The sequence below is a fragment of the Winogradskyella vidalii genome (assembly GCF_013403955.1).
GTDB lineage: Bacteria > Bacteroidota > Bacteroidia > Flavobacteriales > Flavobacteriaceae > Winogradskyella > Winogradskyella vidalii.
On the sequence record NZ_JABFDG010000002.1, the window covers coordinates 169,914 to 195,081 of the forward strand.

The 25,168-nt window shown below is 34.5% G+C and carries 21 protein-coding genes; 15 read left to right on the top strand and 6 right to left on the bottom strand.

Features of this window, described 5'->3' with window-relative positions:
• The first annotated feature begins 64 nt into the window (after positions 1 to 64).
• The gene (locus tag HM982_RS07590) at positions 65 to 1,873 is read left to right on the top strand and encodes an acyl-CoA dehydrogenase family protein (protein ID WP_179352543.1); all 1,809 of its coding nucleotides are present in this window, start codon (positions 65 to 67) and stop codon (positions 1,871 to 1,873) included.
• A 75-nt stretch (positions 1,874 to 1,948) separates the two neighbouring features.
• Here the strand turns inward: HM982_RS07590 and HM982_RS07595 are convergent, their stop codons facing one another.
• Positions 1,949 to 3,388 (bottom strand): M56/M15 family metallopeptidase, encoded by a 1,440-nt coding sequence (locus HM982_RS07595; protein ID WP_179352544.1) that lies wholly within the window; start codon positions 3,386 to 3,388, stop codon positions 1,949 to 1,951.
• Entirely contained in the window at positions 3,381 to 3,767 is a 387-nt protein-coding gene (locus HM982_RS07600) for a BlaI/MecI/CopY family transcriptional regulator (RefSeq protein WP_179352545.1), read from the bottom strand. Before HM982_RS07600 ends, HM982_RS07595 begins: the two co-directional genes overlap by 8 nt.
• Before the next feature lie 109 nt (positions 3,768 to 3,876).
• Between HM982_RS07600 and HM982_RS07605 the strand changes: the two genes are divergently transcribed.
• Together HM982_RS07605 and HM982_RS07610 are read left to right on the top strand one after the other, a co-directional pair.
• Positions 3,877 to 4,341 (top strand): DUF6265 family protein, encoded by a 465-nt coding sequence (locus HM982_RS07605; RefSeq protein WP_179352546.1) that lies wholly within the window; start codon positions 3,877 to 3,879, stop codon positions 4,339 to 4,341.
• Positions 4,342 to 4,344: 3 nt separating this feature from the next.
• Positions 4,345 to 5,142 (top strand): sugar-binding protein, encoded by a 798-nt coding sequence (locus HM982_RS07610; protein WP_179352547.1) that lies wholly within the window; start codon positions 4,345 to 4,347, stop codon positions 5,140 to 5,142.
• On the opposite strand, the gene HM982_RS07615 is transcribed toward HM982_RS07610, so the two are convergent.
• Complete coding sequence (locus HM982_RS07615; RefSeq protein WP_179352548.1) at positions 5,143 to 6,954, bottom strand: glycoside hydrolase family 15 protein; 1,812 nt, start codon at positions 6,952 to 6,954, stop codon at positions 5,143 to 5,145.
• An 82-nt stretch (positions 6,955 to 7,036) separates the two neighbouring features.
• Here HM982_RS07615 and HM982_RS07620 point away from each other — a divergent pair, with 82 nt between their 5' ends.
• From HM982_RS07620 to HM982_RS07635, 4 genes are read left to right on the top strand one after another with little or no spacing between them, the layout of a single operon-like run.
• Positions 7,037 to 9,244, top strand: coding sequence for a bifunctional alpha,alpha-trehalose-phosphate synthase (UDP-forming)/trehalose-phosphatase (locus HM982_RS07620; RefSeq protein ID WP_179352549.1), 2,208 nt, complete (start codon positions 7,037 to 7,039; stop codon positions 9,242 to 9,244).
• Positions 9,237 to 10,583 carry a M28 family peptidase gene (locus HM982_RS07625; protein WP_179352550.1) on the top strand — a complete coding sequence of 449 codons (1,347 nt, stop codon included), beginning with the start codon at positions 9,237 to 9,239 and terminating at the stop codon, positions 10,581 to 10,583. The genes HM982_RS07620 and HM982_RS07625 overlap by 8 nt, the downstream gene beginning before the upstream one ends.
• Positions 10,584 to 10,622: 39 nt before the next feature.
• Entirely contained in the window at positions 10,623 to 12,257 is a 1,635-nt protein-coding gene (locus HM982_RS07630; protein ID WP_179352551.1) for a M1 family metallopeptidase, read from the top strand.
• A 3-nt stretch (positions 12,258 to 12,260) separates the two neighbouring features.
• Positions 12,261 to 12,833, top strand: a complete 573-nt coding sequence (locus HM982_RS07635) for a YdeI/OmpD-associated family protein (RefSeq protein WP_179352552.1) — start codon at positions 12,261 to 12,263, stop codon at positions 12,831 to 12,833.
• Between the two features lie 2 nt (positions 12,834 to 12,835).
• Here the strand turns inward: HM982_RS07635 and HM982_RS07640 are convergent, their stop codons facing one another.
• From HM982_RS07640 to HM982_RS07650, 3 genes are all read right to left on the bottom strand, one after another.
• On the bottom strand, positions 12,836 to 14,293 hold the full coding sequence (locus HM982_RS07640) for a MoxR family ATPase (RefSeq protein ID WP_246296633.1): 1,458 nt from the start codon (positions 14,291 to 14,293) through the stop codon (positions 12,836 to 12,838).
• Positions 14,294 to 14,376: 83 nt separating this feature from the next.
• A complete protein-coding gene (locus tag HM982_RS07645) occupies positions 14,377 to 15,507 on the bottom strand; it encodes a vWA domain-containing protein (RefSeq protein WP_179352554.1) in 1,131 nt (376 codons plus the stop codon).
• Between the two features lie 114 nt (positions 15,508 to 15,621).
• On the bottom strand, positions 15,622 to 16,299 hold the full coding sequence (locus tag HM982_RS07650; protein WP_179352555.1) for a Crp/Fnr family transcriptional regulator: 678 nt from the start codon (positions 16,297 to 16,299) through the stop codon (positions 15,622 to 15,624).
• A 105-nt stretch (positions 16,300 to 16,404) separates the two neighbouring features.
• Here HM982_RS07650 and HM982_RS07655 point away from each other — a divergent pair, with 105 nt between their 5' ends.
• From HM982_RS07655 to HM982_RS07690, 8 genes are all read left to right on the top strand, one after another.
• Positions 16,405 to 18,816 (top strand): heavy metal translocating P-type ATPase, encoded by a 2,412-nt coding sequence (locus HM982_RS07655; RefSeq protein ID WP_179352556.1) that lies wholly within the window; start codon positions 16,405 to 16,407, stop codon positions 18,814 to 18,816.
• 113 nt (positions 18,817 to 18,929) lie between these two features.
• The gene (gene ccoS / locus HM982_RS07660) at positions 18,930 to 19,115 is read left to right on the top strand and encodes a cbb3-type cytochrome oxidase assembly protein CcoS (protein ID WP_179352557.1); all 186 of its coding nucleotides are present in this window, start codon (positions 18,930 to 18,932) and stop codon (positions 19,113 to 19,115) included.
• A gap of 10 nt (positions 19,116 to 19,125) precedes the next feature.
• Positions 19,126 to 21,333: a cytochrome-c oxidase, cbb3-type subunit I gene (ccoN, locus tag HM982_RS07665; protein ID WP_179352558.1), complete on the top strand. Its 2,208-nt coding sequence runs from the start codon at positions 19,126 to 19,128 to the stop codon at positions 21,331 to 21,333.
• A gap of 6 nt (positions 21,334 to 21,339) precedes the next feature.
• Positions 21,340 to 21,525, top strand: a complete 186-nt coding sequence (locus HM982_RS07670; protein ID WP_179352559.1) for a CcoQ/FixQ family Cbb3-type cytochrome c oxidase assembly chaperone — start codon at positions 21,340 to 21,342, stop codon at positions 21,523 to 21,525.
• Positions 21,522 to 22,475: a cbb3-type cytochrome c oxidase N-terminal domain-containing protein gene (locus HM982_RS07675; protein WP_179352560.1), complete on the top strand. Its 954-nt coding sequence runs from the start codon at positions 21,522 to 21,524 to the stop codon at positions 22,473 to 22,475. Before HM982_RS07670 ends, HM982_RS07675 begins: the two co-directional genes overlap by 4 nt.
• A gap of 53 nt (positions 22,476 to 22,528) precedes the next feature.
• Positions 22,529 to 23,953: a cytochrome c oxidase accessory protein CcoG gene (ccoG, locus tag HM982_RS07680; protein WP_179352561.1), complete on the top strand. Its 1,425-nt coding sequence runs from the start codon at positions 22,529 to 22,531 to the stop codon at positions 23,951 to 23,953.
• Between the two features lie 60 nt (positions 23,954 to 24,013).
• Positions 24,014 to 24,460 carry a FixH family protein gene (locus HM982_RS07685; RefSeq protein WP_179352562.1) on the top strand — a complete coding sequence of 149 codons (447 nt, stop codon included), beginning with the start codon at positions 24,014 to 24,016 and terminating at the stop codon, positions 24,458 to 24,460.
• Positions 24,461 to 25,162, top strand: a complete 702-nt coding sequence (locus HM982_RS07690) for a sulfite exporter TauE/SafE family protein (protein ID WP_179352563.1) — start codon at positions 24,461 to 24,463, stop codon at positions 25,160 to 25,162.
• Positions 25,163 to 25,168 lie beyond the last annotated feature (6 nt).

The following is a 25,168-nucleotide window of genomic DNA, read 5'->3' on the forward strand; positions in this document are numbered from 1 at the left end:
ACTATTACAAATAACGAATAACAGTCTAGAATCTAGTATCTAGCTGTCTAGAATCTAAAAAAATATGGAAACAACAGAAAAAGACATACTAAGAGGCGGACAATTCCTAGTAAAGGAAACCGATTGCCAAGACATTTTTACACCTGAAGATTTTTCAGAAGAGCAAAAAATGATGAAAGAATCCGTAATGGAATTCAACGACCGTGAAATTATTGCACATAAAGCACGATTTGAAGCTAAAGATTATGCATTAACTGAAGAAGTGATGCGTAAAGCTGGTGAAATGGGCTTTTTAGGCGTCGCGGTTCCTGAGGCTTATGACGGATTAGGCATGGGATTTGTTTCTACAGTATTAACCTGTGATTACATCTCTTCTGGTACAGGCTCGTTTAGTACGGCTTTTGGTGCACATACCGGAATTGGTACTATGCCAATTACGCTATACGGAACTGAAGAACAAAAACAAAAATACGTCCCTAAATTAGCAACAGGTGAATGGTTCGGTGCTTACTGTTTAACAGAGCCTGAAGCAGGATCAGATGCAAATTCAGGAAAAACAACTGCTGAGCTTTCTGCAGATGGTAAATCGTACAAAATAAATGGTCAAAAAATGTGGATTTCAAATGCAGGTTTCTGTCGTTTGATGATTGTTTTTGCGCGTATTGAAGACGATAAAAATATTACAGGATTCATTGTTGAATATGATAAAGACAATCCTAACGGTATTACTCTTGGTGAAGAGGAACACAAATTAGGTATTCGCGCGTCTTCTACACGTCAAGTCTTTTTTAACGACACTGTTGTACCAGCAGAAAATATGTTAGCGGGTCGTGGTGAAGGTTTTAAAATCGCTATGAACGCCCTTAATATTGGACGTATTAAATTGGCTGCAGCTTGTTTAGATTCACAACGACGAATTTTAACTACCGCTGTAACTTACGCTAATGAGCGTAAACAATTTAAAACACCAATTGCAGATTTTGGTGCTATTAAAACCAAATTGGCTGAAATGGCAACCAATGCTTATGCTGGCGAATCAGCAACTTACAGAGCTTCAAAAAATATTGAAGACAGAATCGCTATGCGTGAAGCTTCAGGAAATACACATCAAGAAGCAGAATTAAAAGGTGTTGAAGAATATGCCATAGAATGTTCTATTTTAAAAGTCGCCGTATCAGAAGACGTCCAAGCTTCTGCAGATGAAGGGATTCAGATTTTTGGTGGTATGGGCTTCTCTGAAGAAACCCCAATGGAAGCCGCTTGGAGAGATGCAAGAATTGCACGTATTTATGAAGGCACTAACGAAATCAACCGTATGTTATGTGTGGGTATGCTCGTAAAAAAAGCCATGAAAGGTCATGTTGATTTATTAGGTCCTGCTTCTAAAGTACAAGAAGAATTGATGGGTATTCCTTCGTTTGATACACCAGATTATTCAGAGTTGTTTTCTGAAGAAAAAGAAATGATTAAAAAGCTTAAAAAAGCATTCTTGATGGTTGCTGGTGGCGCGGTTCAAAAATTCGGACCTCAATTAGAAGAGCACCAACAATTATTAATTGCAGCTGCAGATATCTTAATTGAAATCTATATGGCAGAATCGGCAATTTTAAGAACAGAGAAAAATGCGAAGCGTTTTGGAGAAGAATCTCAATCAACACAAATCGCTATGGCAAAATTATATTTATATCACGCGGTAGATATCGTTGAAGAAAAAGGTAAAGAAAGTATTATCTCTTTTGCTGAAGGAGACGAGCAACGTATGATGTTAATGGGACTTAAGCGTTTTACTAAATATGCAAACTATCCAGATATTGTAGATTTACGTATAGAGATCGCAGAAAAAGTAAAAGCAGAAAAGAAATACTGTTTTTAGGTTAGATTAAGTTAAGTTTAAAAAGCCAATGCTACCCTTCCATGATTGAGGTTGCATTGGCTTTTTTATTTATAATTAGTTATAAAATTTAATAGTACTTACATCTATAATACCGTTATATATAACTTGAGCTATCTCTTTCTGTTCACTAACATCGGTGAGCTTTATTCTGTCTAATTCGTTAGTTAAAAAACCTATTTCTAACATTACAGCAGGACTATTTATTCCTTTTAACAATTTAAAATTACCTGATTTTATTTTTGCATTATCAAAAGCTTGATTTACCAAATTAGAAACTAATACAGAGCTATAAATCATCGATTTATTATTTCTTTCTAAACTCTCACTATTGTAATAATAAGCTTCAACACCTGATCGTTCTAAATCAGAATGTGCATTACAATGTAAACTCAATACAAGATCTGGTTTTTTCTTATTGATAAAAGCAATTCTATCATCTAAAGATGAAAACGTATCATTGCTTCGAGTTGTTATAAAACGAACTTTCTCATCACTAAGTGATTGTAGTACATTTGAAATATTCAAAACAATATCCTTTTCATTTATATTATTTACTGACATACCTGAGTCATGTCCTCCATGACCTGCGTCTATAACCACCAAAAGTGGTTTATTTAAATCTTTGTAAGAACTAAGCACAAAGATGCCTGCAAAAAGTAAAATAACTGATGTCAGTTTTAAAGACCTCTTAAATACTGAGCCTTTTGATTGATGTAACATAATAATTCGTTTTTTGATTTTAATGAAATTAAATCCGCTAGTTAGAGGAACGCGGTATTCCTTTTGCCCTAAGTTTATTATAGTATTTGAGTAATTTTCGATAGCAATGCCAGATAAAACGGATTGTTCATCGGCTAAATATTCATGATTTTGTAAAATAGACATGTTATAAAACCACATAAATGGATTGAACCAAAATATGCACTTTAACAATTCTAAAAGTATAATATCTAAAGTGTGATATTCTTCACTATGTACAGTTTCATGTGCTAAAACACTTAAATAATCATCGTTAGACAAAACATGATTTTTAGGAATAAACATATAATTAAAAAAACTAGACACCATATCCGAATCGGTAACCTTAATTAATTTCAACCTTTCAACACGTTTATAATCGTGTCTTGTCAACTTATAAATCTTCAATAAATTCTTTAAAAATCGAAACATAAAAAACCCAGAAACCATCAAATAAATAATGAAAACAGGATCTATGGATGATTGATATACTGGTGTAACCTCATCAAAAGTAATGTCTTCGGTATGTGGAGTTTCAAAAGTCGACTCTGTAATTTTCTCTAAAGGAATTTCAGTAATACTAGGCACGGCATTAAATAATTCTATTTCTATAAATGGTGCTACTAAACACAAAAGGATAGAACCAATTAGGAAAAACCGATTAAATTGAAATGTTTTTTGCTTTCTAAGTAACAAGAAATAAACAACATAAGAACAGCCTAAGCTAATGACGGTATATATAAAATAATTAATCATTAGCTTTCTTTTGTTCCATTTTCTGCTTCAATAATGCTTGAAGTTCTTCTAGCTCTTGCATAGACAAATCTGCATTTTTTGTAAAAAACGAAGCAAATTGTGCTTTAGAATCATTAAAAAAATGTTGAATCATACCATTCACTTGTTTAGTAAAATAATCGTTCTTTTTAAGAATAGGAAAATAGGCCTTGTCTCTACCTAAACGTTCAAATCCTATATATTCCTTATCAACCATTCGTTTTAACAGGGTTGAAATTGTGGTGTATGCTGGCCTTGGTTCAGGAAATTTCTCAACAATATCTTTCATAAACCCTTTTTCAAGTCCCCATAAATACTTCATAATTTGAAGCTCTGATTTATTAAGTTGTTTTATATCCACAATTATAGTTTTGATACTACAAATGTAGTAATAAAAATTAATTATCCTAATTCAACATAAAAAATATATCTTTAGAAATAATTTAAACACTAATCTTGAACCACAAATCATGAAATATGTAATTGTATTCTTATTAGCACTTTCTTCTATTCAGGCACAAACTGAAAAAGCCTTAGAACCAAAATTAGAAAACATTAAATGGATTTCTGGAACATGGCATGGTGAAGCTTTTGGTGGTATTACTGAGGAAATTTGGAGTGAACCTTCAGGTGGTTCTATGATGGCGACTTTTAAACTCATTAACGATGGAAAAGTGACGTTCTATGAAATTGAAGTCATCCGAGAAGTTGAAAACTCCCTTATACTCCAACTAAAACATTTTGGTCCCGATTTAAAAGGGTGGGAAACAAAAGACGAAACCATCGACTTTCCTTTAATTAAAATCACAGAAAATAAAGTTGTTTTTGAGGGTATGACCTTTGAAAAAATATCAACTCATGAAATGAATATCTACGTCGACATTAAAAATGAAGATGGCACTGTAGAAACCGTAAAATTTAATTACAAAAAGTAACCCATGAAAAAAGCCACTGTCCTCCTACTTATTTTAACACTTGTCTTTAATTGTAAAAATGAAACAAAAACAGCGAAAACAGATACCAATAAAGAAACAACACAAGCATCTCAAAAAATAGCAACTTCTAAAACAGAAAAGCAATTACGAGAGGTTTATAAAGCTAAAGACACTATTATTATTGACGCTGTGGCTAATGATTCTGCATGGGTAAAAAGTAAATGGTACAACATCGACCAAGTTTGGTTGGGTGATTCGCTTTCAGAAACTGATTTTTCTGGACGTTTTAAATTAAGTTGGACTAACGAAGCACTTTATGTTTTAGCCGAAATAAAGGATGACACACTAATCGATAAAATTGAAGACCCCTTAGTAAAATGGTGGGATGATGATTGCTTAGAAATTTTTGTAGATGAAGACAACAGCGGTGGCGAACACCAATATAACCACAATGCCTTTGCTTATCATATTGCATTAGATGGTAAAGTGGTAGATATGTCTACAGAAAAAATAGGAAAGCTTTACAATTCACATATAGAATCTAAAAATAAAACCACAGGAAACACAACCCTTTGGGAAGTAAAAATGAATTTATATGATGATTCTTTTGACGATAAAGGATCTAACACTCCTGTAAATTTAACAGCAAACAAAAAAATAGGCTTTGCCATTGCCTACTGTGACAATGACAAAAGCCTAGAACGTGAACATTTTATTGGTTCTATTCCTGTTGAAGGTGAAGACAAAAACCGAGGTTGGATTGATGCTAATATCTTCGGAACCCTTCTTTTAAAAGACTAACTACTTTTTCGTACTTATACTCTTTTTTACATTTTCTTCGGCTGTAGTAACGTTAGATAAATTTATGGCCGTTTCAATCAGTGCTAAATGCGAATATGCTTGTGGAAAGTTACCTAACAAACGTTTCGTTTTAAAATCTATATCTTCACTAAATAAACCTAAATGGTTACTGTAAGATAATAACTTTTCAAACTGCTTCGTTGCTTTTTGCTCTTCCCCTATTTTGTATAAGCTGTTAATAAACCAGAATGTACAAATGGTAAATGAAGAGGATGGCAATCCAAAATCATCTTTAGTTTTATAACGGTATAAAAGACCTTCATAACATAAATCGCGCTCAATAGCTTTTACAGTACTTACAAATTTTGGATGTTTAGCATCTATAAAACCGTATGATTCCATCAATAAAACAGAAGCATCTAAATCTTCAGAATTATAAGCTTGGGTAAAGGCTTGTGCTTTTTCATTCCAAGCATTTTCCATTATATCCTGACGTATTTCTTTTTCTAAAGCTTCCCATTTTGGTAATTTAGATGTTTTACCTAAAAGTTTAGACACCTTTAAAGCCTTATCTACAGCAGTCCAACATAACACTTTAGAAAATGTAAAATGCTGATCGCCTTCTCTAAATTCCCAAATACCTTTGTCTGGCTCTCTCCAGTGTTTACTCACAACCCAAACAATACCTTTGGTCATCGTCCAAAGCTCTTCGCCATTGTCGATATCATTACTAAAGTTTACGAGTAATTGATGAATTACATCCATTAAAATGCCATAAATATCATTTTGCTTTTGCATGTACGCCGCATTACCTACTCTAACCGGGCTCGAATTTTTGTAACCCGATAAATGATCTAAAGATTCTTCGGTTAATTTTTTTTCGCCACTAATACCATACATAATCTGCAACTTCTCATCCTTATCGGGCATTAAGTCAATGATAAAATTTAGATAACGTCTAGCAATGTTCTTATGTCCTAACTGCGACATCACTTTAATCACCATAGAGGCATCTCTAATCCAACAGAAACGATAATCCCAATTTCTAACTTCGCCAATAGTTTCAGGTAAAGAAGTGGTTGCTGCAGCTAAAACCGCACCTGTTTTATCATAACTCAACAACTTTAAAGTCATGGCGCTACGTGAAATTTGTTCATTAAATTTCTTATATGTTGGTGTACGTTCTAGCCAGTTTAACCAATATACTTTGGTACGCTCGTATTCTAAACTTGCATATTTTAAATTAGGAACAAATAATTTTTCATTATAACCCACCAAGAAAAAATGATCACCGCCTAAAACAATATTATTGCCATTAATAACGGTCTCTTTATCTAAATCTGTATATAAAAATAAGGTATCATAAGTATCCTCATTATTTAGACTCACTATAAAGTCGTCCTTTACATAGGTCGATGTAACACCTTTAGCATATTCTAATTTAGGATTGTATGCGACTTTTAATTCTGGTTGTCCTGAAACATATTTAAGATATCTAATAAATTCTGGAGGTGAATGATACGTGCCATTAGTCTTATAATACCTTGGCATAAAATCAACAACTTCAAAAACATCATTGCCTTTACTAAAGCGTGTGATTAATATAGCTGTATTTTCTTGATAAAACTGATCGGTTGTGTAACCCTCTTCGACTTCAAAACCAAAGCTCCCACCAATAGTATCATCTAACAACTTCGCAAATACAGATGCAGAATCAAATTTGGGTAAACAACACCAATCAATTGATGCATTTTTAGACACCAAAGCGGCACTTCTACAATTTCCTATAATTCCATAATCTAAATTATTCATTAATTTTTTGGTTTAAAATGAGGATAAAAATTCAATTTTTTTTAAATTAACGAAAATCTTGAAAACCATCCAAAATATTATCATGAATAAAACAATAATAGTTTCAAACCGATTACCACTTCAAATTTCAATAGAAGAAGACAAACTCAACGTAACTCCTAGTGTTGGAGGGCTTGCAACAGGAATGAAGTCTGTTCACGCCGACGGAAATGGCATCTGGATTGGTTGGTCTGGTATTACAGATGAAGATTTAGACGACGAGCTAAAACCTAAAGTCAATGAAAAAATTAAAAATGCTAAATGTAGAGCTGTAGGACTTACAGAAGATGATGTTAATGATTTCTACCTCGGTTTTAGCAATAGAACATTATGGCCTTTATTTCATTATTTTCTAGAATATACCGAATTTGAAAAACACCAATGGGAAGCTTATAAGCGTGTTAATGAAAAATTTGCGAAGGTCGTATTAGACACTATTGAAGAAGGTGACACGGTTTGGGTTCACGATTATCAATTATTACTTTTACCACAACTTATAAAAGAAGTTAGACCAGATGTTACAATTGGTTTCTTTCTTCATATTCCATTTCCATCTTATGAAATCTTTAGAACTTTTCCTTGGCGAAAAGAACTTTTAATTGGTATGTTAGGATCAGATTTAATTGGTTTCCATACTTATGATTATGAGCGTCATTTCTTAAGTTCTGTAAAACGTATTTTACGTCTCGATGTCAATTTTAACGAGATTACCTATCACGATAGAACTGTAAAAGTAGATTCTTTCCCTATGGGAATAGATTATGATAAGTTTCACAGTGCTGCTGTAGCTCATGATAATCCTGACTCACCAAAATCAGAATTACAAAAACGCTTAGACACGCACCTTAATGAAGGTACTGATCAAAAATTTATCCTTACTATAGACCGTTTAGATTATACTAAAGGAATTCCTAACCGACTCAAGGCATTTGAACAATTTTTAAACACCTACCCTCAGTATAAAGAAAAAGTAAGATTGGTTATGTTGGCGGTTCCATCGCGTTCTAATGTGCCACAATATCAAAAATTAAAACGTGAAACCGATGAGCTGGTCGGACGAATTAATGGTGAGTTTTCTACGGTTAGTTGGACACCTGTTTGGTATTTCTACCGATCATTACCTTTTGAAAATCTTATTGACTTATACACCTCCTCTGATGTGGCTTTAATAACGCCAGTAAGAGATGGTATGAATTTAGTCGCTAAAGAATATGCCGCTACACGTACAAAACAAGATGGCGTACTTATATTGAGTGAAATGGCAGGTGCTGCAAAAGAAATGAACGAAGCAATCCTCATTAATCCTAATAGTTTTGAAGATTTTGCAACAGCATTGAACAAAGCACTAACGATGCCTTTAGAAGAACAGAAAAGCCGAATGAAATTTTTACAAAAACGCTTAAAGCGTTATGACGTAGAAAAATGGGCCGAAGAATTCTTTAAAACTTTAGAAAGCACCAATGAATTGCAAGACGTTTTTGTATCAAAAAAAATAAATGATACAGAAGAAGAACGTATTGTTAAAAATTTCAAGACTGCAAAAAAACGATTAGTATTATTAGATTATGATGGCACTTTGGTCGGGTTTAAAGACAATCCACAAGATGCTAAGCCAGATGCAAAACTTTTTGCACTTTTAGATCAATTCGAAAACCAAAAAGACACTAGATTATGCCTAATTAGTGGAAGAGATAAGGCCACTTTTGAAGAATGGTATGGCAAAAAAGACTACGATCTTATCACCGATCATGGTGTTTGGATGCGTAAACATAAAAAATGGACGCCTTTAGAAATTCTTAAAACGGATTGGATGTCGAGTATAAAACCTATCCTCGAAACTTTTGTAGATCGTACACCGGGCACCTTTATTGAAGAAAAAGAATACTCTTTAGCTTGGCATTATAGAACAGCAGATCCTGAACTTGCCCAAATTAGAACCACAGAACTTAACACCGTTTTAACCAGTATGGTGACCAATAATGAACTGTCTGTTTTACAAGGCAATAAAGTTATTGAAATAAAAAGTAGTAATGTTAATAAAGGTCGAGCGACTAGTCAGTTATTAAGAAAAGAAGATTACGATTTTATTCTTATTATGGGCGACGATTGGACCGATGAATATATGTTTGAAGCCGCACCAGAATATGCAGATACTATAAAAGTAGGCTATGTAAAGACGAAAGCTAAATATCAAATAAAAAATTCTGAAAAAGTAAGAGAACTTCTTGAAAAATTAACTTTAGATGAATAAAGCCTTATTACTAGTAACCTTAGCATTAGGCTTTAATCTAAATGCTCAAACGGATCTTAAAATTTATGATATTATTGATGCGGTTTCCGAAGAACGGCTTAAAAATGACGTAAAAACTCTAGCCGATTTTGGCACGCGACATACGCTTAGTGATACCATTTCTAAAACAAGAGGAATTGGCGCTGCACGCCGTTGGATAAAATCGGAATTCGATGCTATCTCAAAAGATTGTAACGATTGCTTAGAGGTTTTCTTTCAAAATAATTTTATAGAAAAAGGCCGTAATGCTCGTATTGTTAAAGATGTTAACGTCGTTAATGTGGTGGCCATACAACGTGGCACAACACACCCTAACCGTTATATTATAATGAGTGGTGATATAGACTCTAGAGTCACTGACCCTAATGATTTTACCTCAGATGCTCCTGGTGCCAATGATAATGCTACGGGTATGGCAGGTGCTTTAGAAGCTGCAAGAGTACTATCGCAATATAAATTTGAAAACAGTATTATTTATGTTGGACTTTCAGGCGAAGAGCAAGGCTTGTTCGGCGGACAAGGCTTGGCCAACTACGCTAAAGATAAGAACTGGGATATAATTGGAGTTTTAAATAATGATATGATTGGAAATATTTCGGGTGTTGATGGCATTATTGACAATAGAACCTTTCGTATTTTTTCTGAACCTATTACTACGGCAGAAACAAATCCTGAAGCATTAGCCAAACAAGCTAGAGCACGACGTTTTTATGGTGGTGAAGTCGATGGAACTTCGCGACAGTTAGCACGTTATGTCTATAAAACCACAAAAACCTACATGCCCGATATGAACCCGATGCTTGTTTACAGACTAGATCGTTTTGGACGTGGCGGTCATCATCGTCCATTTAATGATGCAGGTTTTCCTGGACTCCGAATTATGGAAGCACATGAAAATTACACCCAACAGCACCAAGATATCCGTACCGAAAATGGAATTAACTATGGGGATACTTTTGAACATGTCAACTTCCCCTATTGCAAAAAGCTAACCGCAGTGAATGCGATTACCCTAGCTAGTCTCGCTTCTGCTCCAACATCACCAACCGAAGTCAGTATTGGCGGTATTGTTGAAGCCTCTGCTAAACTTAAATGGAACCAAGTAGACGGTGCTAAAGGCTATAAAATTTATTGGAGAGATACGACTTCTCCAACTTGGGATTACAGCCGCTATGTAGAGGATATTACAGAATTTACTTTAGAGGGAATTGTCATTGATAATTTCTTCTTTGGTGTTGCTGCAGTAGCAGAAGACGGCCACGAAAGCGTTGTTGTTTTTCCGAATAAAATTTTAAGATAATAACATACAATACATTATTTTTACCATAGAAATAAGATTATGAAATCTATTGTATGTGCTCTTTTTACCTTGTTTATAATTTCAAGCGGCCAAAGTCAAGGGCTACTGACTAAAAAAAACAAATTTACCCATCAAGATACCTTGAGAGGAAGTATTACACCCGAACGCGAATGGTGGGATTTAACCTATTACCATTTAGATATAGAAGTAAAACCTGAAGAAAAATTTATTTCAGGAAAAAACACCATTCAATATAAAGTCTTAAAACCACATCAGGTGATGCAAATTGATTTGCAAACGCCATTACAAATCACAAAAATCCTTCAAGACGGAAAAGAATTACAGGTAAAACATGATGGTAATGCCCATTTTGTAACGCTAATTAATCCACAACATATTGGAGCGATTAATAATCTTACTGTTTTTTATGAAGGCCAACCTAAGGAGGCCAAACGTGCCCCATGGGACGGTGGTTTTTCTTGGAAAAAAGACAAAAACGGTAAACACTTTATAGCCACCTCTTGTCAAGGTTTAGGTGCTAGTGTTTGGTGGCCTAACAAAGACCATATGTATGACGAAGTAGACAGTATGCTTATTAGTGTAACCAATCCTAAAGGGCTAACCAACGTCTCTAATGGTAGGTTACAAAAACTGGTAGAAAATGAAAATACAGTAACGTCGCATTGGTTTGTGAGCAACCCGATTAACAACTACGGTGTTAATGTTAATATAGGTGATTATACTAATTTCTCTGAAGTATATAAAGGCGAAAATGGCGATTTAGACATGAATTATTATGTTTTAAAAGATAATCTTAAAAAAGCCAAAGAACAATTTAAAGATGCCCCTAAAATGATGGAAGCTTTTGAATATTGGTTTGGTCCTTATCCTTTTTATGAAGACAGTTTTAAATTGGTGGAAGTGCCTTATTTAGGTATGGAACACCAAAGTTCAGTTACCTACGGCAACCAATATAAAGACGGTTATTTAGGCCGGGATTTATCAGGAACTGGTTGGGGTTTAAAGTTTGATTTTATTATTATACATGAAGCCGGACACGAGTGGTTTGCTAATAATATTACCATTAAGGATATTGCTGACATGTGGATTCATGAAGGGTTTACGTCCTATTCTGAAAATCTATTTTTAGATTATTACTATGGAAAAGAAGCTGCATCGGATTATGTAATTGGCACACGTAAAAATATTCAAAACGATAGACCTTTAATTGGCACTTACGATGTGAATAATGAGGGCTCTAGCGATATGTATTACAAAGGTGCAAACATATTACACACGCTTCGTCAACTCATTGAAGATGATGAAAAATGGAGACAAATTCTGAGAGGTTTAAATTCAGAATTTTATCATCAAACGGTGACTACAAAACAGATTGAAAATTATTTAAGTGAGCACTCAGGTATTGATTTAACTGCGTTTTTTAATCAATATTTGAGAACGACTAAAATTCCAACTTTAGAATACAGTATTAAAAATGGCAAATTAAAATACCGATGGATAAATGCAGTTGAAAATTTTAAAATGCCTATTCAAGTAGACATTGATGGCAAATCAGAATGGTTATTTCCTAAGGCAGAATGGCAATCTAAAAAAGTAACTTCTGAAGACTTTATCATTGATAGAGATTTTTATGTCAACGTAAAAAAAATATAACTATTGGAAGTTCCTGAAATATACTTTAAAACGGCTGCAGAATGGCGCCAATGGTTACACAATAATCATGATTCAGCAGAGGCGATACACTTAATTTTCTACAAAGTCGATCATAAAAATGAGTCCATGCGTTGGGAAGAGGCTGTAAAAGTGGCACTTTGTTATGGCTGGATAGACTCAACCGTAAAAAGTTTAGGTGACGGCAAACGCCGACAGTATTTCTGTCCTAGAAAACCTAAAAGTGTTTGGAGTGCTGTAAACAAAAACTACATTAAAGAATTACAGGAGGCCAACCTAATGCATCCAAACGGTAATGAATCTATTAAGGTAGCAAAAGAAAATGGCAGCTGGACCGCTTTAGACACCGTTGAAAAAGGTATTATTCCTGAGAATCTTCAACGTGCATTTGATAAAAACAAAAACGCTTATACCAATTTTATCAACTTCGCACCGAGTTATAAAAAAGGCTATTTATATTGGCTTAACCAAGCCAAACGCGAGGATACCAAACAAAAAAGAATCGCAGAGATTATAAAACTCTGCGATGCTAATATTAAAAATCGTGGTAATCGGTAATTTTATAAACCACTGATATAATTACCGTAAGGATCTTGAAATTGTAGGCCTTCCGAATAACTATACTTACTCAATTTTTTAAATTGTGCCAGTCCCCAAAGAATAAATTCTTTTTCAAAATACACATCTTTCGGGTCAATTTCGGGTTGGTAATTGGCAATCAAAGCATCTAAAGGCGTGATCTCATCTAACTTTGTTTTATAGGTTTCGTCGTTATATTCATTTAACAATTCAAACCCATCGCCATTGAAGAACCAAGAAATTAAATCATCATAAGGCGTTTCATCACCTTGTTTTTCTAACTTCTCTACTTTAGGAAAGTATTTAGGAAATAAGGTTTTAACAGCAGCGTCCATTAAAGCATTGGCTACAAAATCGGCGCCTTCTTGTTCGCCTTCATAAACTAATTCTACTTTTCCTGTAATGGCCGGAATGACCCCTACAAAATCGGATAATCGAATTGAGGTCTCCGCATCACCAGCTAGTAAAGCACGACGTTCTGCAGTACTTAAGAGATTTTCAAAGGCGGTAATACTCATACGTGCACTGACACCACTTTTTACGTCTACATATTCGCTTTCTCGCGCTTCAAAACTAATTTGCTCTAATACATCTTTGGCCAATTCAGGAACATAAACAGATTCAGATTGTCTAGTGTCTAGTTTCGCCTCTTGTGATGTAATAGTTCTTGCTGTTTCTATATTTTCAGGATAATGTGTTAAAATCTGAGAACCAATTCTATCTTTTAAAGGCGTAACAATACTGCCTCTATTGGTATAATCTTCAGGATTTGCCGTAAATACAAATTGCATATCTAAAGCTAGTCGTAATTTAAAGCCTCTAATTTGAATATCACCTTCTTGTAAAATATTAAATAAAGCCACCTGAATACGTGCTTGTAAATCGGGCAATTCGTTTATAACAAAAATACAACGGTTAGCACGCGGAATCATTCCATAATGAATCACACGATCATCGGCATAACTTAATTTTAAATTCGCTGCTTTTATGGGATCAACATCACCAATCAAATCTGCAACGGTAACATCTGGCGTGGCTAATTTTTCTGCAAAACGATCATCACGATGTAACCACGTAATTGGTGTTTCATCTCGTTTTTCGGCAATTAATTCTACTGCAAATCTAGAGATTGGTGCCAATGGATCGTCATTTATCTCAGAACCTTCAACAACCGGAATGTATTCATCTAAAAGCGTCACCATCTTGCGTGCCAAACGTGTTTTTGCCTGACCTCGTAATCCAAGTAAATTAATATTATGACGCGATAAAATAGCACGCTCTAATTCTGGAATTACCGTATTTTCATAACCATGAATTCCTTCAAAGGTGGTTGTCTTATTTTTTATATTTTCAATTAAATTATCACGCAATTCATCTTTTATAGATTTAGATTGGTAACCTGATGCTTTTAATTCGCCTAATGTTTTTATGTCTTTCATACTATAGCTTTTGGCCATTAGCCTCTAGCTATTAGCTGGCTCGTTTGAGCAAAAGGCTAATACCTAAAAGCTAAAAGCATTTTTTATCCTTTAATTCTTTTTTTTCTGTTAGTTTCGTAATCTTCAAAAATCATTTCACCTAGACCTTTAAGTCCGGTGTAAAATGCTTTTCCTCTATTTGCTTTTGTAAATTCTCTAATAAATTGCATTAAATAGGGATCCTCTGCAATCATAAATGTGGTAATCGGAATATGCAAACGCCTTGCTTGTTGTGCCATACCATAACATTTGTTTGTGATATACGGATCCAAGCCATTACTGTTTTTATAATACTGTCCGTCTGGCAAACGTAAACAACTTGGCTTACCATCAGTAATCATAAAAATCTGTTTGTTAGTATTCCGCTTTCTGCGTAGCATATCCATTGCCAGTTGTAAACCTGCTACGGTATTGGTGTGGTAAGGCCCTACTTTGAGATAGGGTAAATCTTTAATTTTTATAGGCCAAGCATCGTTACCAAAAACTAAAATTTCTAAGGTGTCTTTTGGATAGCGTGTAGTAATCATTTCGGCAAGAGCCATGGCTACTTTTTTTGCTGGCGTAATTCGGTCTTCACCGTAGAGAATCATGCTGTGACTAATATCTATCATGAGAATCGTACTCATTTGGCTTTTATGAAGGGTTTCTTCTACCACCAAATCATCCTCAGTGAGATTAAAGTTACCGATGCCATGATTAATTTGAGCATTTCTTAAACTTTCGGTCATGGAAACTTTATCTAAGCCGTCACCAAATTGATAAGCTCTAAAATCGCCTGTATGCTCATCACCAAGACCAATACCTTTGCTTTTGTGATTGCCAGAACCACTGCGTTTAATTTTTCCAAAAATCTGATCTAAGGCTTGTTGCCGAATGGCACGTTCCGTTTTTGCGGTTATTGTTATACCACCATTTCCGGCACCATCGGGATCAATTTCTTGTTGAATGTAGCCTTTGTTCTTAAGGTCTTCAATAAAATCATCAATGGTATACTCTGGAGTCGTTAGTTTGTATTCGACATCGAGTTGGCGGAGCCAGTCAATAGCTTCATCAAAATCACCTGAAGTGTGCGTAATTAATTCTTTAAAAATTTCAAAGAGTTTATCGAAAGGCGATTGGTATGGTGCTTCGTAAGTTTTAAATACAAAGCCCGATTTATTAGGTTTTTCTTTCATAGCGTTATAAAAATAACACTTTTAAAGCGCCTAATAGGTCGCATTAACATCAATTTAAAAATTTAGTGTTTCTATTGATGATAGAAAATCTTCAAAATAGGATAAAAGTGGTGCTTATTCAATACGTTTTAAGCCTTCAAAATCTATAATCTTAACGTGTTTTCCTGTAGTAGAAATTAGACCTTCTTTTTTGAATTGTGATAAAATTCTAATGGCAGATTCTGTAGCTGTCCCAACGAGACTTGCATAATCTTCTCTAGACAAAACTACATTTAAGAAACCTTGTTCATCTTTTTCAAAAGTAGTATGTAAATATACCAACACATCTGCCAAACGCTGTTTTACAGACTTTTGAGCCATATCTACAATAATATTATCGGCTTCTCTTAATTCTTTTGCCATGTCTTGAAGCATATCTAATGAAAACGCTGCATTGTTGGTTAAATCATTAAGAACTTCCTGTTTTGGAATAAAACAAACTTCCATTTCATTCAGTGCTACAGCAGTGAGGTTAGATTTTTCATCGGTAACCAAAGAGCGTTGCCCAATAAGGTCTCCTCGGACCACTAATTTTACAATTTGATCCTTACCATTGGCACTCAATTTAGACATTTTACATACGCCATCTTTAACACAATATACACCATTGATGCTTTCGCCTTCTCTAAAAAGAGTTTCTCCTTTTTTAATAAACTTAGACGTCTTACAACCAGAAATACGAATTAAATCATCTTTCCCTAATGCTTTTAAAGAATTAAACTGTCTAACAATACACTGTTCGCACTTACTCATTGGTAAAATTATTAAATTCAAAGTTAATCAAAACATGACAAATATCATAGATTAAAGTTAGTAGATTTATGACTTTTGTTACAGGTATAATTGAGCAAATTAAAAATGGAAAACAAAACTTGTTTTCACTGTGGTGACGACTGTGGAAATCATCCTATTACGTATAAAGAAAAGTCGTTTTGTTGTAATGGCTGTAAGACCGTTTTCGAGATATTTAACGAGAACGATTTAACCTGTTATTACGACTTACAAAATTCTCCTGGAGCAGTTCCAAAAGAAATTGAAGGAAAGTACGATTTCTTATCTCAAGACAATATTATTGAAAAACTTACAGAGTTTAGAAGTGATTCCATAGAGATTGCGACTTTGTATATTCCTCACATCCACTGTAGTTCTTGTATTTGGGTTCTTGAAAACCTTAAAAAACTCGACACTAACATATCGGATTCTCAAGTAAATTTTGGTAAAAAAACAGTGCGTGTTACTTATAATTCTGAGGCTACCAGCTTAAAAGCTGTAGTTTTATTATTGAGCACTATTGGTTATGAACCCTATATTAGTTTAGATGATTTTAAATCTGGTGAAAAGCACATCAATAGAACTTTAATCTATAAACTTGGTGTTGCTGCCTTTGGTTTTGGGAATATTATGTTTTTATCATTCCCTGAGTATTTTGAGGTTAATGAGTTTTGGCTCGAGCAATATAAACCGATGTTTCGTTGGTTAATGTTTGCCATGTCTCTACCCATTGTGTTTTATTCGGCTCAAGATTATTTTATTTCCGCTTATAAAGGTTTAAAAGCAAAACTTTTAAATATTGATGTGCCTATTGCTCTTGGTGTTACCGTGCTTTTTGTGAGAAGTACGATTGAAATCACTTTTGATATCGGCTCTGGTTTTTTTGACAGTTTAGCGGGGTTGATTTTCTTCTTATTAACTGGTAAATTCTTTCAACAAAAAACCTATCAATTCTTATCTTTTGAACGCGATTACAAGTCCTATTTCCCTATCGCTATTACCAAAATAGATAAAGATGGTAATGAAAATTCTATTCAGGTCTACGATATTGAAAAAGGAGATCGCATATTAATCCGAAATGAAGAATTAATACCTGTAGATGGTATTCTCATTAATGGGAAAGCAAAAATAGATTACAGTTTTGTTACTGGTGAATCCCAAGCCATTTCCAAACAATCTGGCGATAAATTATTTGCTGGAGGAAAACAAACCAGCGGGGTAATTGAAATGGAAGCTATCAAATCTGTTGAGCAAAGTTACTTAACCCAACTTTGGAGTAATGATGTTTTTAATAAGAATAAAGAAGAAGGTTTTACTAATATTACAAATACCATAAGCAAGCACTTTACAGTTTCCATTATAACTATCGCTATTATTGCGACAACATTTTGGTTGTTTGTGGACCCAAGTAAAGCCATGAATGTTTTTACTGCTGTATTAATTATAGCTTGTCCTTGTGCCATTGCACTATCGGCACCGTTCACCTTTGGAAACATGTTACGCCTATTTGGTAAACAGAAATTCTACGTCAAAAATGCGAGTGTCATTGAACAATTAGCTCAAATTAACACCGTTATTTTTGATAAAACCGGCACCATAACCTCAAATAAGCAAAGTAATGCCGAGTATGATGGCGATATATTATCTGAATCTGAAAATTTAGTCTTAAAAAACTCCCTACGAGGCTCCAACCATCCTTTAAGCAGAACATTATACAATATTTTACAGGAAAATAACATCATAACATTAGATGCTTTTGAAGAGCATATTGGTCAAGGTATTGAAGTTAAACACGAAGCGGTAAACATGAAAATTGGCTCTGCTAGTTTTGTGGGAAATCCTAATAGTAATTCGGTTTTAAACACCACAGTACATGTCAGTAGCAATAATGTTTACAAGGGAAAATTCACCTTTTATAATAGTTATAGGAAAGGCGTTTCAAAGTTGTTTAACCAATTAAAACAGCATTTCGATTTAGTAATTTTATCTGGAGATAATGCCGGAGAACAAGACAATTTAAAAAAATTGTTACCTGCTAAAACCAAATTAATTTTCAATCAAAAACCTGAGGATAAACTCGATTTTATAAAATACCATCAGTCTGAAGGCGCCAAAGTGCTCATGATTGGTGACGGGTTAAATGATGCAGGTGCTTTAGCACAAAGTGATGTTGGTATTGCAATCTCTGAAGATGTAAATGTCTTTTCCCCTGCTTGTGATGCTATTTTGGATGCTTCTAGATTTAAACAATTATATACATTTATAATGGCTTCAAAATCAGCGATAAAAATTATTAAATGGAGTTTTGTGCTGTCATTTTTTTATAATGTCATAGGTTTGTATTTTGCAGTCACTGGACAATTAGAACCTGTGGTTGCGGCAATATTAATGCCTTTAAGCTCTATAAGTATTGTGGTGTTTACAACCATTGCCACCAATATTTTAGGCAAAAAAATTCCATCGATTGCAAATACGACTAGACATCCTAATAAAGTATAGCACTGGATTAAAAACGGCTATTTGTTTAGAATGATTAAAAATAAGTGAACATGACTTTTATCATGTTTTAAAGACAGGTTCAAAAGTAATTTTGGCCCATAACTTCAGTAGGTATGAGTGTTATTTATATTTTATTATCGGTTAGCGTCGTGGTAGGCGTGACTTTTTTTGTCATTTTTATAGTGGCAGTAAGGTCTGGCCAATATGATGATGACTATACACCATCTGTACGCATGCTTTTTGAAGACGAACTTGTTAAAGAAAAAACCGATACATCAAAACAAACTAAAACTGACTAATTTTTTTAATATGGAAATGCAACAATTCTATTACGATAATAAGATCGTTAAAAAATTCCTTTACGCTACCATTCTTTGGGGAGTTGTTGGGATGCTGGTAGGCTTACTATTAGCGTTTTTATTTTTATTCCCAAACCTTACTGATGGCGTATCTTGGTTAAGTTTTGGTCGTTTAAGACCATTACATACCAATGCCGTAATCTTTGCCTTTGTAGGTAATGCCATTTTTGCTGGTGTGTATTACTCGTTGCAACGTTTACTTAAAGCAAGAATGTATAGCGACTTATTGAGTAATATCAATTTTTGGGGTTGGCAACTTATTATTGTTGCAGCCGCAATAACGTTGCCTTTAGGTTACTCAACCTCTAAAGAATATGCCGAATTAGAATGGCCTATAGATATTGCTATTGCTCTTATCTGGGTGGCTTTTGGTGTCAATATGATTGCAACCATTTTAAAACGTCGTCAACGCCACTTGTATGTTGCCATCTGGTTTTATTTAGCCACTTTTGTAACTGTTGCCGTACTTCATATTTTTAATAGTTTAGCATTACCTGTGAGCTTTACAGGGATGAAAAGTTATTCCGTTTATGCTGGTGTACAAGATGCTTTAGTACAATGGTGGTATGGTCATAATGCTGTTGCATTCTTTTTAACCACACCATTCTTAGGTTTAATGTATTATTTTGTTCCTAAAGCGGCCAACAGACCTGTTTATTCTTACAGATTATCTATTGTTCACTTTTGGTCCCTAATCTTTATATACATCTGGGCAGGACCTCACCACTTATTATATACAGCATTACCAGAATGGGCACAACACTTAGGGGTTGCCTTCTCTATTATGTTACTAGCGCCATCTTGGGGTGGTATGATTAACGGGTTATTAACCTTGCGTGGTGCCTGGGATAAGGTGCGAACTGATCCTGTTTTAAAATTTATGGTTGTCGCTATCACCGGTTATGGTATGGCCACTTTTGAGGGACCAATGTTATCACTAAAAAACGTTAACGCTATTGCCCACTTTACCGATTGGATTATTGCGCACGTACACGTTGGTGCGTTAGCTTGGAACGGTTTCCTTGCCTTTGGTATGATTTATTGGTTAATTCCACGTTTATTTAAAACGAAACTATTCTCTATAGGTTTAGCAAATGTTCACTTTTGGATAGGTACTTTAGGGATTTTGTTATATGCGTTACCATTATATGTTGCTGGCTTTGTACAAGCAAGTATGTGGAAACAATTTAACCCAGACGGTACTTTAGTTTACGGTAACTTCTTAGAAACTGTAACTGAAATTATGCCAATGTACTGGATGCGTGCCATCGGAGGAACGCTTTATATTACAGGTCTACTCATCTTAGTTTACAACGTTGTAATGACAATTGTAAAATCTGAATACAAAGTTACTGATGAGCTTGCAGAAGCACCAGCATTAAAACGTGTTTCTAAAGGTCGTGTTTCGGGAGAAGGTTGGCACACTTGGTTAGAACGTAAGCCTGTATTATTAACGATATATGCTACGATTGCGATATTAATTGGGGGTGTGGTTCAGATTATTCCAACAATCGTTGTTAAGTCTAATATCCCAACCATTAGTACGGTAAAACCTTATACACCTTTAGAATTAGAAGGAAGAGACTTATATATAAGAGAAGGTTGTGTGGGCTGTCACTCACAAATGGTACGTCCATTTAGAAGTGAAGTAGAACGCTACGGCGAATACTCTAAAGCCGGAGAATTTGTTTACGATCATCCATTCCTTTGGGGAAGTAAACGTACCGGACCAGATTTACATCGTGTTGGTGGAAAATACTCCGACAACTGGCACTTTAACCACATGTATGATCCTCAAAGTACATCTAGTGGATCTATAATGCCAGCCTATCAATGGTTAATTGTTGGTGAAGGAAGCAAACTCGATAAATCGAGTACTGAAGAAAAAATGGAAGCAATGGTTTCTATAGGCGTGCCTTATACAGAAGAAGATATTGCTAATGCACAAGCTTCGATGTTAGAACAAGGGACTCAGATTGAGAAAAACCTGTATAGTGACCCTGATTTTGTAAGCTCTTATGAAGCCGATAAAGCTGCTAGCGGAGAAGATTTCGTAGAAATGCGAAACAGAGAAATCGTTGCCCTTATTGCGTATTTACAACGTCTTGGTACGGATATAAAAGTTAAAGATATTATAGACGAAACCGCTCAAAACTAATTTATTATGTTCAAATTTATAAAAGGTCATTTAGATAGTATTATAGGGATTGAAATATACCCTATAATATCGCTCCTTATATTTTTCATCTTTTTTGTTGGCTTATTCTATTGGGTACTTACCGCAAAAAAAGATTATATAACCACTGTTAGTAATATTCCTTTAGACAACCAAAACGACAACGAAATATGAGACATTTAATTCCGTCATACATTAGAATACCCGTATTGTTTTTTTCCATAGCAGGACTCATAGAATACTACGTAGAATCAGGAGATCAACCTGCTTTTATTGAGCAACCTGTTATTTTATTATTCTTATTACTCGTTCTATTATTACTTATAGGAATTGAAGGCATAGTAAATTCAATAGACAATATTCTATTTCAAAGTTTAGATAAAGAAGGTAAAGAACGCTACTTGGCAGCAAGAAAAAAGACGCCTCAATTTACAAAGGTCAAAGCTTTTTATACTAAAATGGTAGGAAAAAGCAAACCTATTGAAGAGGAAGGTGAAATTATCTTAGACCATGATTATGATGGTATTAGAGAGTTAGATAATAATTTACCACCATGGTGGGTTTATACCTTTTATTTGTCAATAATATTCGCTGTAGTTTATATGGCTCGCTATCATATTTTTGATGCAGACAATCAAATTACGGAATACGAAATTGAATATGCTGAAGCCAATCGTGCTATTGAAGAATACAAGAAAAACGCTAAAGATTTAGTAGATATTAATACCGTTGAACTACTCACTGAAACGTCTGACCTTAATGCTGGTAAAGCTATATTTGAGGCTAATTGTGTTGCCTGTCATATGGCAGATGGTGGTGGTGGTATTGGCCCTAACTTAACCGATAATTATTGGATTTTAGGGGGCGATATTAAGAGTGTTTTTAAAACGATTTCAGAAGGTGGACGCTCTGGTAAAGGGATGATTGCTTGGAAGCAAAGTCTTAAACCAGCAGAAATGGCTCAAGTGGCGAGTTATGTCTTACAATTTCAGGGAACAACGCCAGCCAACCCAAAAGAAGCTGAAGGTGACTTATGGGAAGCTGAAGAAACTACTGATGCTGCCGCTACAGATGAAGCAACAACAACAGATGACTCAGCAGAAGAAGCAACAGTAACTGAATAATTGAAACTGTAGAAACAGCAGTTTCTTTACAATTAAATAAGTTAAACAAAACAATGGAAACGCCCGAAAATGAGGTTTTTAGAGATTCTATTAATACCATCGATGAAGAAGGTAAACGTAAATGGGTATTTCCAAAAAAACCATCAGGACCGTTATACGATAAACGAAAAATAGTCAGTTATTTTTTATTAGCTTTTCTATTAGTCTCACCATTTATTAAAGTCAATGGCAACCAGTTTCTATTATTTAATATTTTAGAACGCCGCTTTAATATTTTTGGTTTTCCGTTCTGGCCACAGGATTTCTATTTATTTGTGATATCCATGCTTATTGGTGTTGTTTTTATAACGCTATTTACTGTAGGCTTTGGTCGTGTGTTTTGCGGATGGATTTGTCCACAGACCATTTTCATGGAAATGGTATTTAGACGTATTGAATATTGGATTGATGGTGACCGAAACAAACAAATGCGTTTGCAACGTCAGAAATGGGATGCTGAAAAAATCAGAAAACGTGTTCTAAAATGGTTCATTTTTTTAGTAATTTCATTTGTAATCGCCAATGTGTTCTTAGCGTATTTAATTGGAGGCGATAAACTTTTAAGATACATTAGTGAAGGACCTTTAGAACATACAGGAACACTAATTCCGCTTTTGATATTTACAGCGGTATTCTATTTTGTGTTTGCATGGTTTAGAGAACAAGTCTGCATCATTGCCTGTCCTTATGGACGTTTACAAGGCGTGCTTTTAGATAATAAATCTGTTGTAGTGGCTTATGATCACAAACGTGGTGAAGCAGAAAATGGTAGAAAAAAGTTCAGAAAAAATGAAGATCGCGAGGCAAAAGGTTATGGCGACTGTATAGATTGTGTGCAATGTGTTAACGTTTGCCCCACAGGTATTGATATTAGAAATGGTACACAATTAGAATGTGTTAACTGTACGGCTTGTATCGATGAGTGCGATACCATTATGGAAAAAATAAATCTTCCTAAAGGCTTAATTCGTTTTGCAAGTGAAGATAATATTGAGAAAAAAGAGCCTTTTAAATTAACGGCTCGAATGAAAGGATATATCGCTGTCCTAACCATTTTAATTGGCATATTAGCAGGGATGTTATTATTGCGTAGTGATGTTGAAGCTCGAATATTACGTTTACCAGGACAACTATTCGAACATAAAGAAAACAATATTATCAGTAATGTTTACACCTTTAAATTGATTAATAAAACCTCTAACAAAATTGACGATTTAAGCTTTAAACTTAGAGGCTGGGATGGTACAATTAACATTGTATCTACCTCAGACACGTTTTTTGTAGAACCACAAGGTATTGCCGAAGGGACGTTGTTTATAGAATTAAAACAAGGCGATTTATCTGGAGATAAAAATAATGTAATGATAGATGTTTACAGTAAAGGTGAACTTATTGAAACCACCTCTGTAACCTTCTTAGGGCCTCGAAGCTTTAATTAAGTGAGGTAAAAATAAATGCTATTCTGAATTCAATTCAGGATAATAAAAATAAATTTTGTTATGAAAATAAATTGGGGAACTGGAATCGTTATTGCAATTGCATGTTTTATTTCGTTTATCATGTATTTTGTGATTAGCATGAGTACTGACACAAAATATGATCACGATTTAGTCATAGAAGATTATTATGGACAAGAGTTACAGTTTCAAGCCGATTTAGATCATGAAGAAAATGCAAAAGCATTAAAAACAAATGTCAACTGGAAACAAACTGATGCTGGAATAGTCATCGAATTTCCGAATGACTTAAATAATAAATTAATCACAGGTAAAGTGTTCCTATATAGACCATCTAACAAGCAATTAGATTTTGAAATTCCAATTTCATTGTCTAACCATAATTTGCTCATACCTGACAACCGCTTGTTGGATGGTCGTTGGAACATTAAAATAGATTGGCAATATAATCAAAAAGCTTATCTCTATAAAACAGAACTAACTTATTAAATGTTAATCTCGGCTCTCATATTAGGACTATTAGGGAGTCTACACTGTGTTGGCATGTGTGGTCCAATTGCTTTTATGTTACCTGTAGACCGCTCTAACTCATTTAAAAAAGTGAGTCAGATTGGGATCTACCACTTTGGTCGCTTACTGGCATACAGTATTATCGGACTTGTTTTTGGCCTCTTAGGCAAAAGCCTTTATATTTTTGGTATCCAACAACAACTCTCTATCATTATTGGTGTTTTAATGATTGTAATTATTCTTTTACCACATAAAACCATTGGTAAATACAACCTCTCAAAACCCTTATACAAACTCATCGCTAAAGTAAAGTCGTCGTTGGGTAAAGCTTTAAAAAAGAAAACTGCAGATACCTTTTTAACCATTGGATTTCTCAATGGGTTTCTACCATGTGGTTTGGTTTATATGGCTGTCTTTGGATCCATTGCTACAGGCAGTTTATTAGAAGGAGGCTTATACATGGTTTTATTCGGGATTGGCACAATTCCTTTAATGACCACGGCCATCTATTTAGGCAAGTTTCTAAATAGTACAATTAAACAACGCATACAAAAAGCAATTCCTGTTTTTGTGGTGATTATAGGACTTTTATTTATCCTTAGAGGCTTAGGCTTAGGCATTCCTTACCTCTCTCCTGCTCCAGTTGTAGAGACAGCTTCAAGTGCTATAGAATGTCATTAATGACTT

Coding starts and splice junctions, on each gene's coding strand:
- HM982_RS07630 (WP_179352551.1), top strand. CDS start 10,623: ATGAAATCTATTGTATGTGCTCTTTTTACCTTGTTTATAATTTCAAGC.
- HM982_RS07675 (WP_179352560.1), top strand. CDS start 21,522: ATGAGACATTTAATTCCGTCATACATTAGAATACCCGTATTGTTTTTT.
- HM982_RS07670 (WP_179352559.1), top strand. CDS start 21,340: ATGTTCAAATTTATAAAAGGTCATTTAGATAGTATTATAGGGATTGAA.
- HM982_RS07640 (WP_246296633.1), bottom strand. CDS start 14,293: ATGAAAGACATAAAAACATTAGGCGAATTAAAAGCATCAGGTTACCAA.
- HM982_RS07590 (WP_179352543.1), top strand. CDS start 65: ATGGAAACAACAGAAAAAGACATACTAAGAGGCGGACAATTCCTAGTA.
- HM982_RS07605 (WP_179352546.1), top strand. CDS start 3,877: ATGAAATATGTAATTGTATTCTTATTAGCACTTTCTTCTATTCAGGCA.
- ccoG (WP_179352561.1), top strand. CDS start 22,529: ATGGAAACGCCCGAAAATGAGGTTTTTAGAGATTCTATTAATACCATC.
- HM982_RS07685 (WP_179352562.1), top strand. CDS start 24,014: ATGAAAATAAATTGGGGAACTGGAATCGTTATTGCAATTGCATGTTTT.
- HM982_RS07645 (WP_179352554.1), bottom strand. CDS start 15,507: ATGAAAGAAAAACCTAATAAATCGGGCTTTGTATTTAAAACTTACGAA.
- HM982_RS07655 (WP_179352556.1), top strand. CDS start 16,405: ATGGAAAACAAAACTTGTTTTCACTGTGGTGACGACTGTGGAAATCAT.
- ccoN (WP_179352558.1), top strand. CDS start 19,126: ATGGAAATGCAACAATTCTATTACGATAATAAGATCGTTAAAAAATTC.
- HM982_RS07620 (WP_179352549.1), top strand. CDS start 7,037: ATGAATAAAACAATAATAGTTTCAAACCGATTACCACTTCAAATTTCA.
- HM982_RS07650 (WP_179352555.1), bottom strand. CDS start 16,299: ATGAGTAAGTGCGAACAGTGTATTGTTAGACAGTTTAATTCTTTAAAA.
- ccoS (WP_179352557.1), top strand. CDS start 18,930: ATGAGTGTTATTTATATTTTATTATCGGTTAGCGTCGTGGTAGGCGTG.
- HM982_RS07615 (WP_179352548.1), bottom strand. CDS start 6,954: ATGAATAATTTAGATTATGGAATTATAGGAAATTGTAGAAGTGCCGCT.
- HM982_RS07595 (WP_179352544.1), bottom strand. CDS start 3,388: ATGATTAATTATTTTATATATACCGTCATTAGCTTAGGCTGTTCTTAT.
- HM982_RS07690 (WP_179352563.1), top strand. CDS start 24,461: ATGTTAATCTCGGCTCTCATATTAGGACTATTAGGGAGTCTACACTGT.
- HM982_RS07610 (WP_179352547.1), top strand. CDS start 4,345: ATGAAAAAAGCCACTGTCCTCCTACTTATTTTAACACTTGTCTTTAAT.
- HM982_RS07625 (WP_179352550.1), top strand. CDS start 9,237: ATGAATAAAGCCTTATTACTAGTAACCTTAGCATTAGGCTTTAATCTA.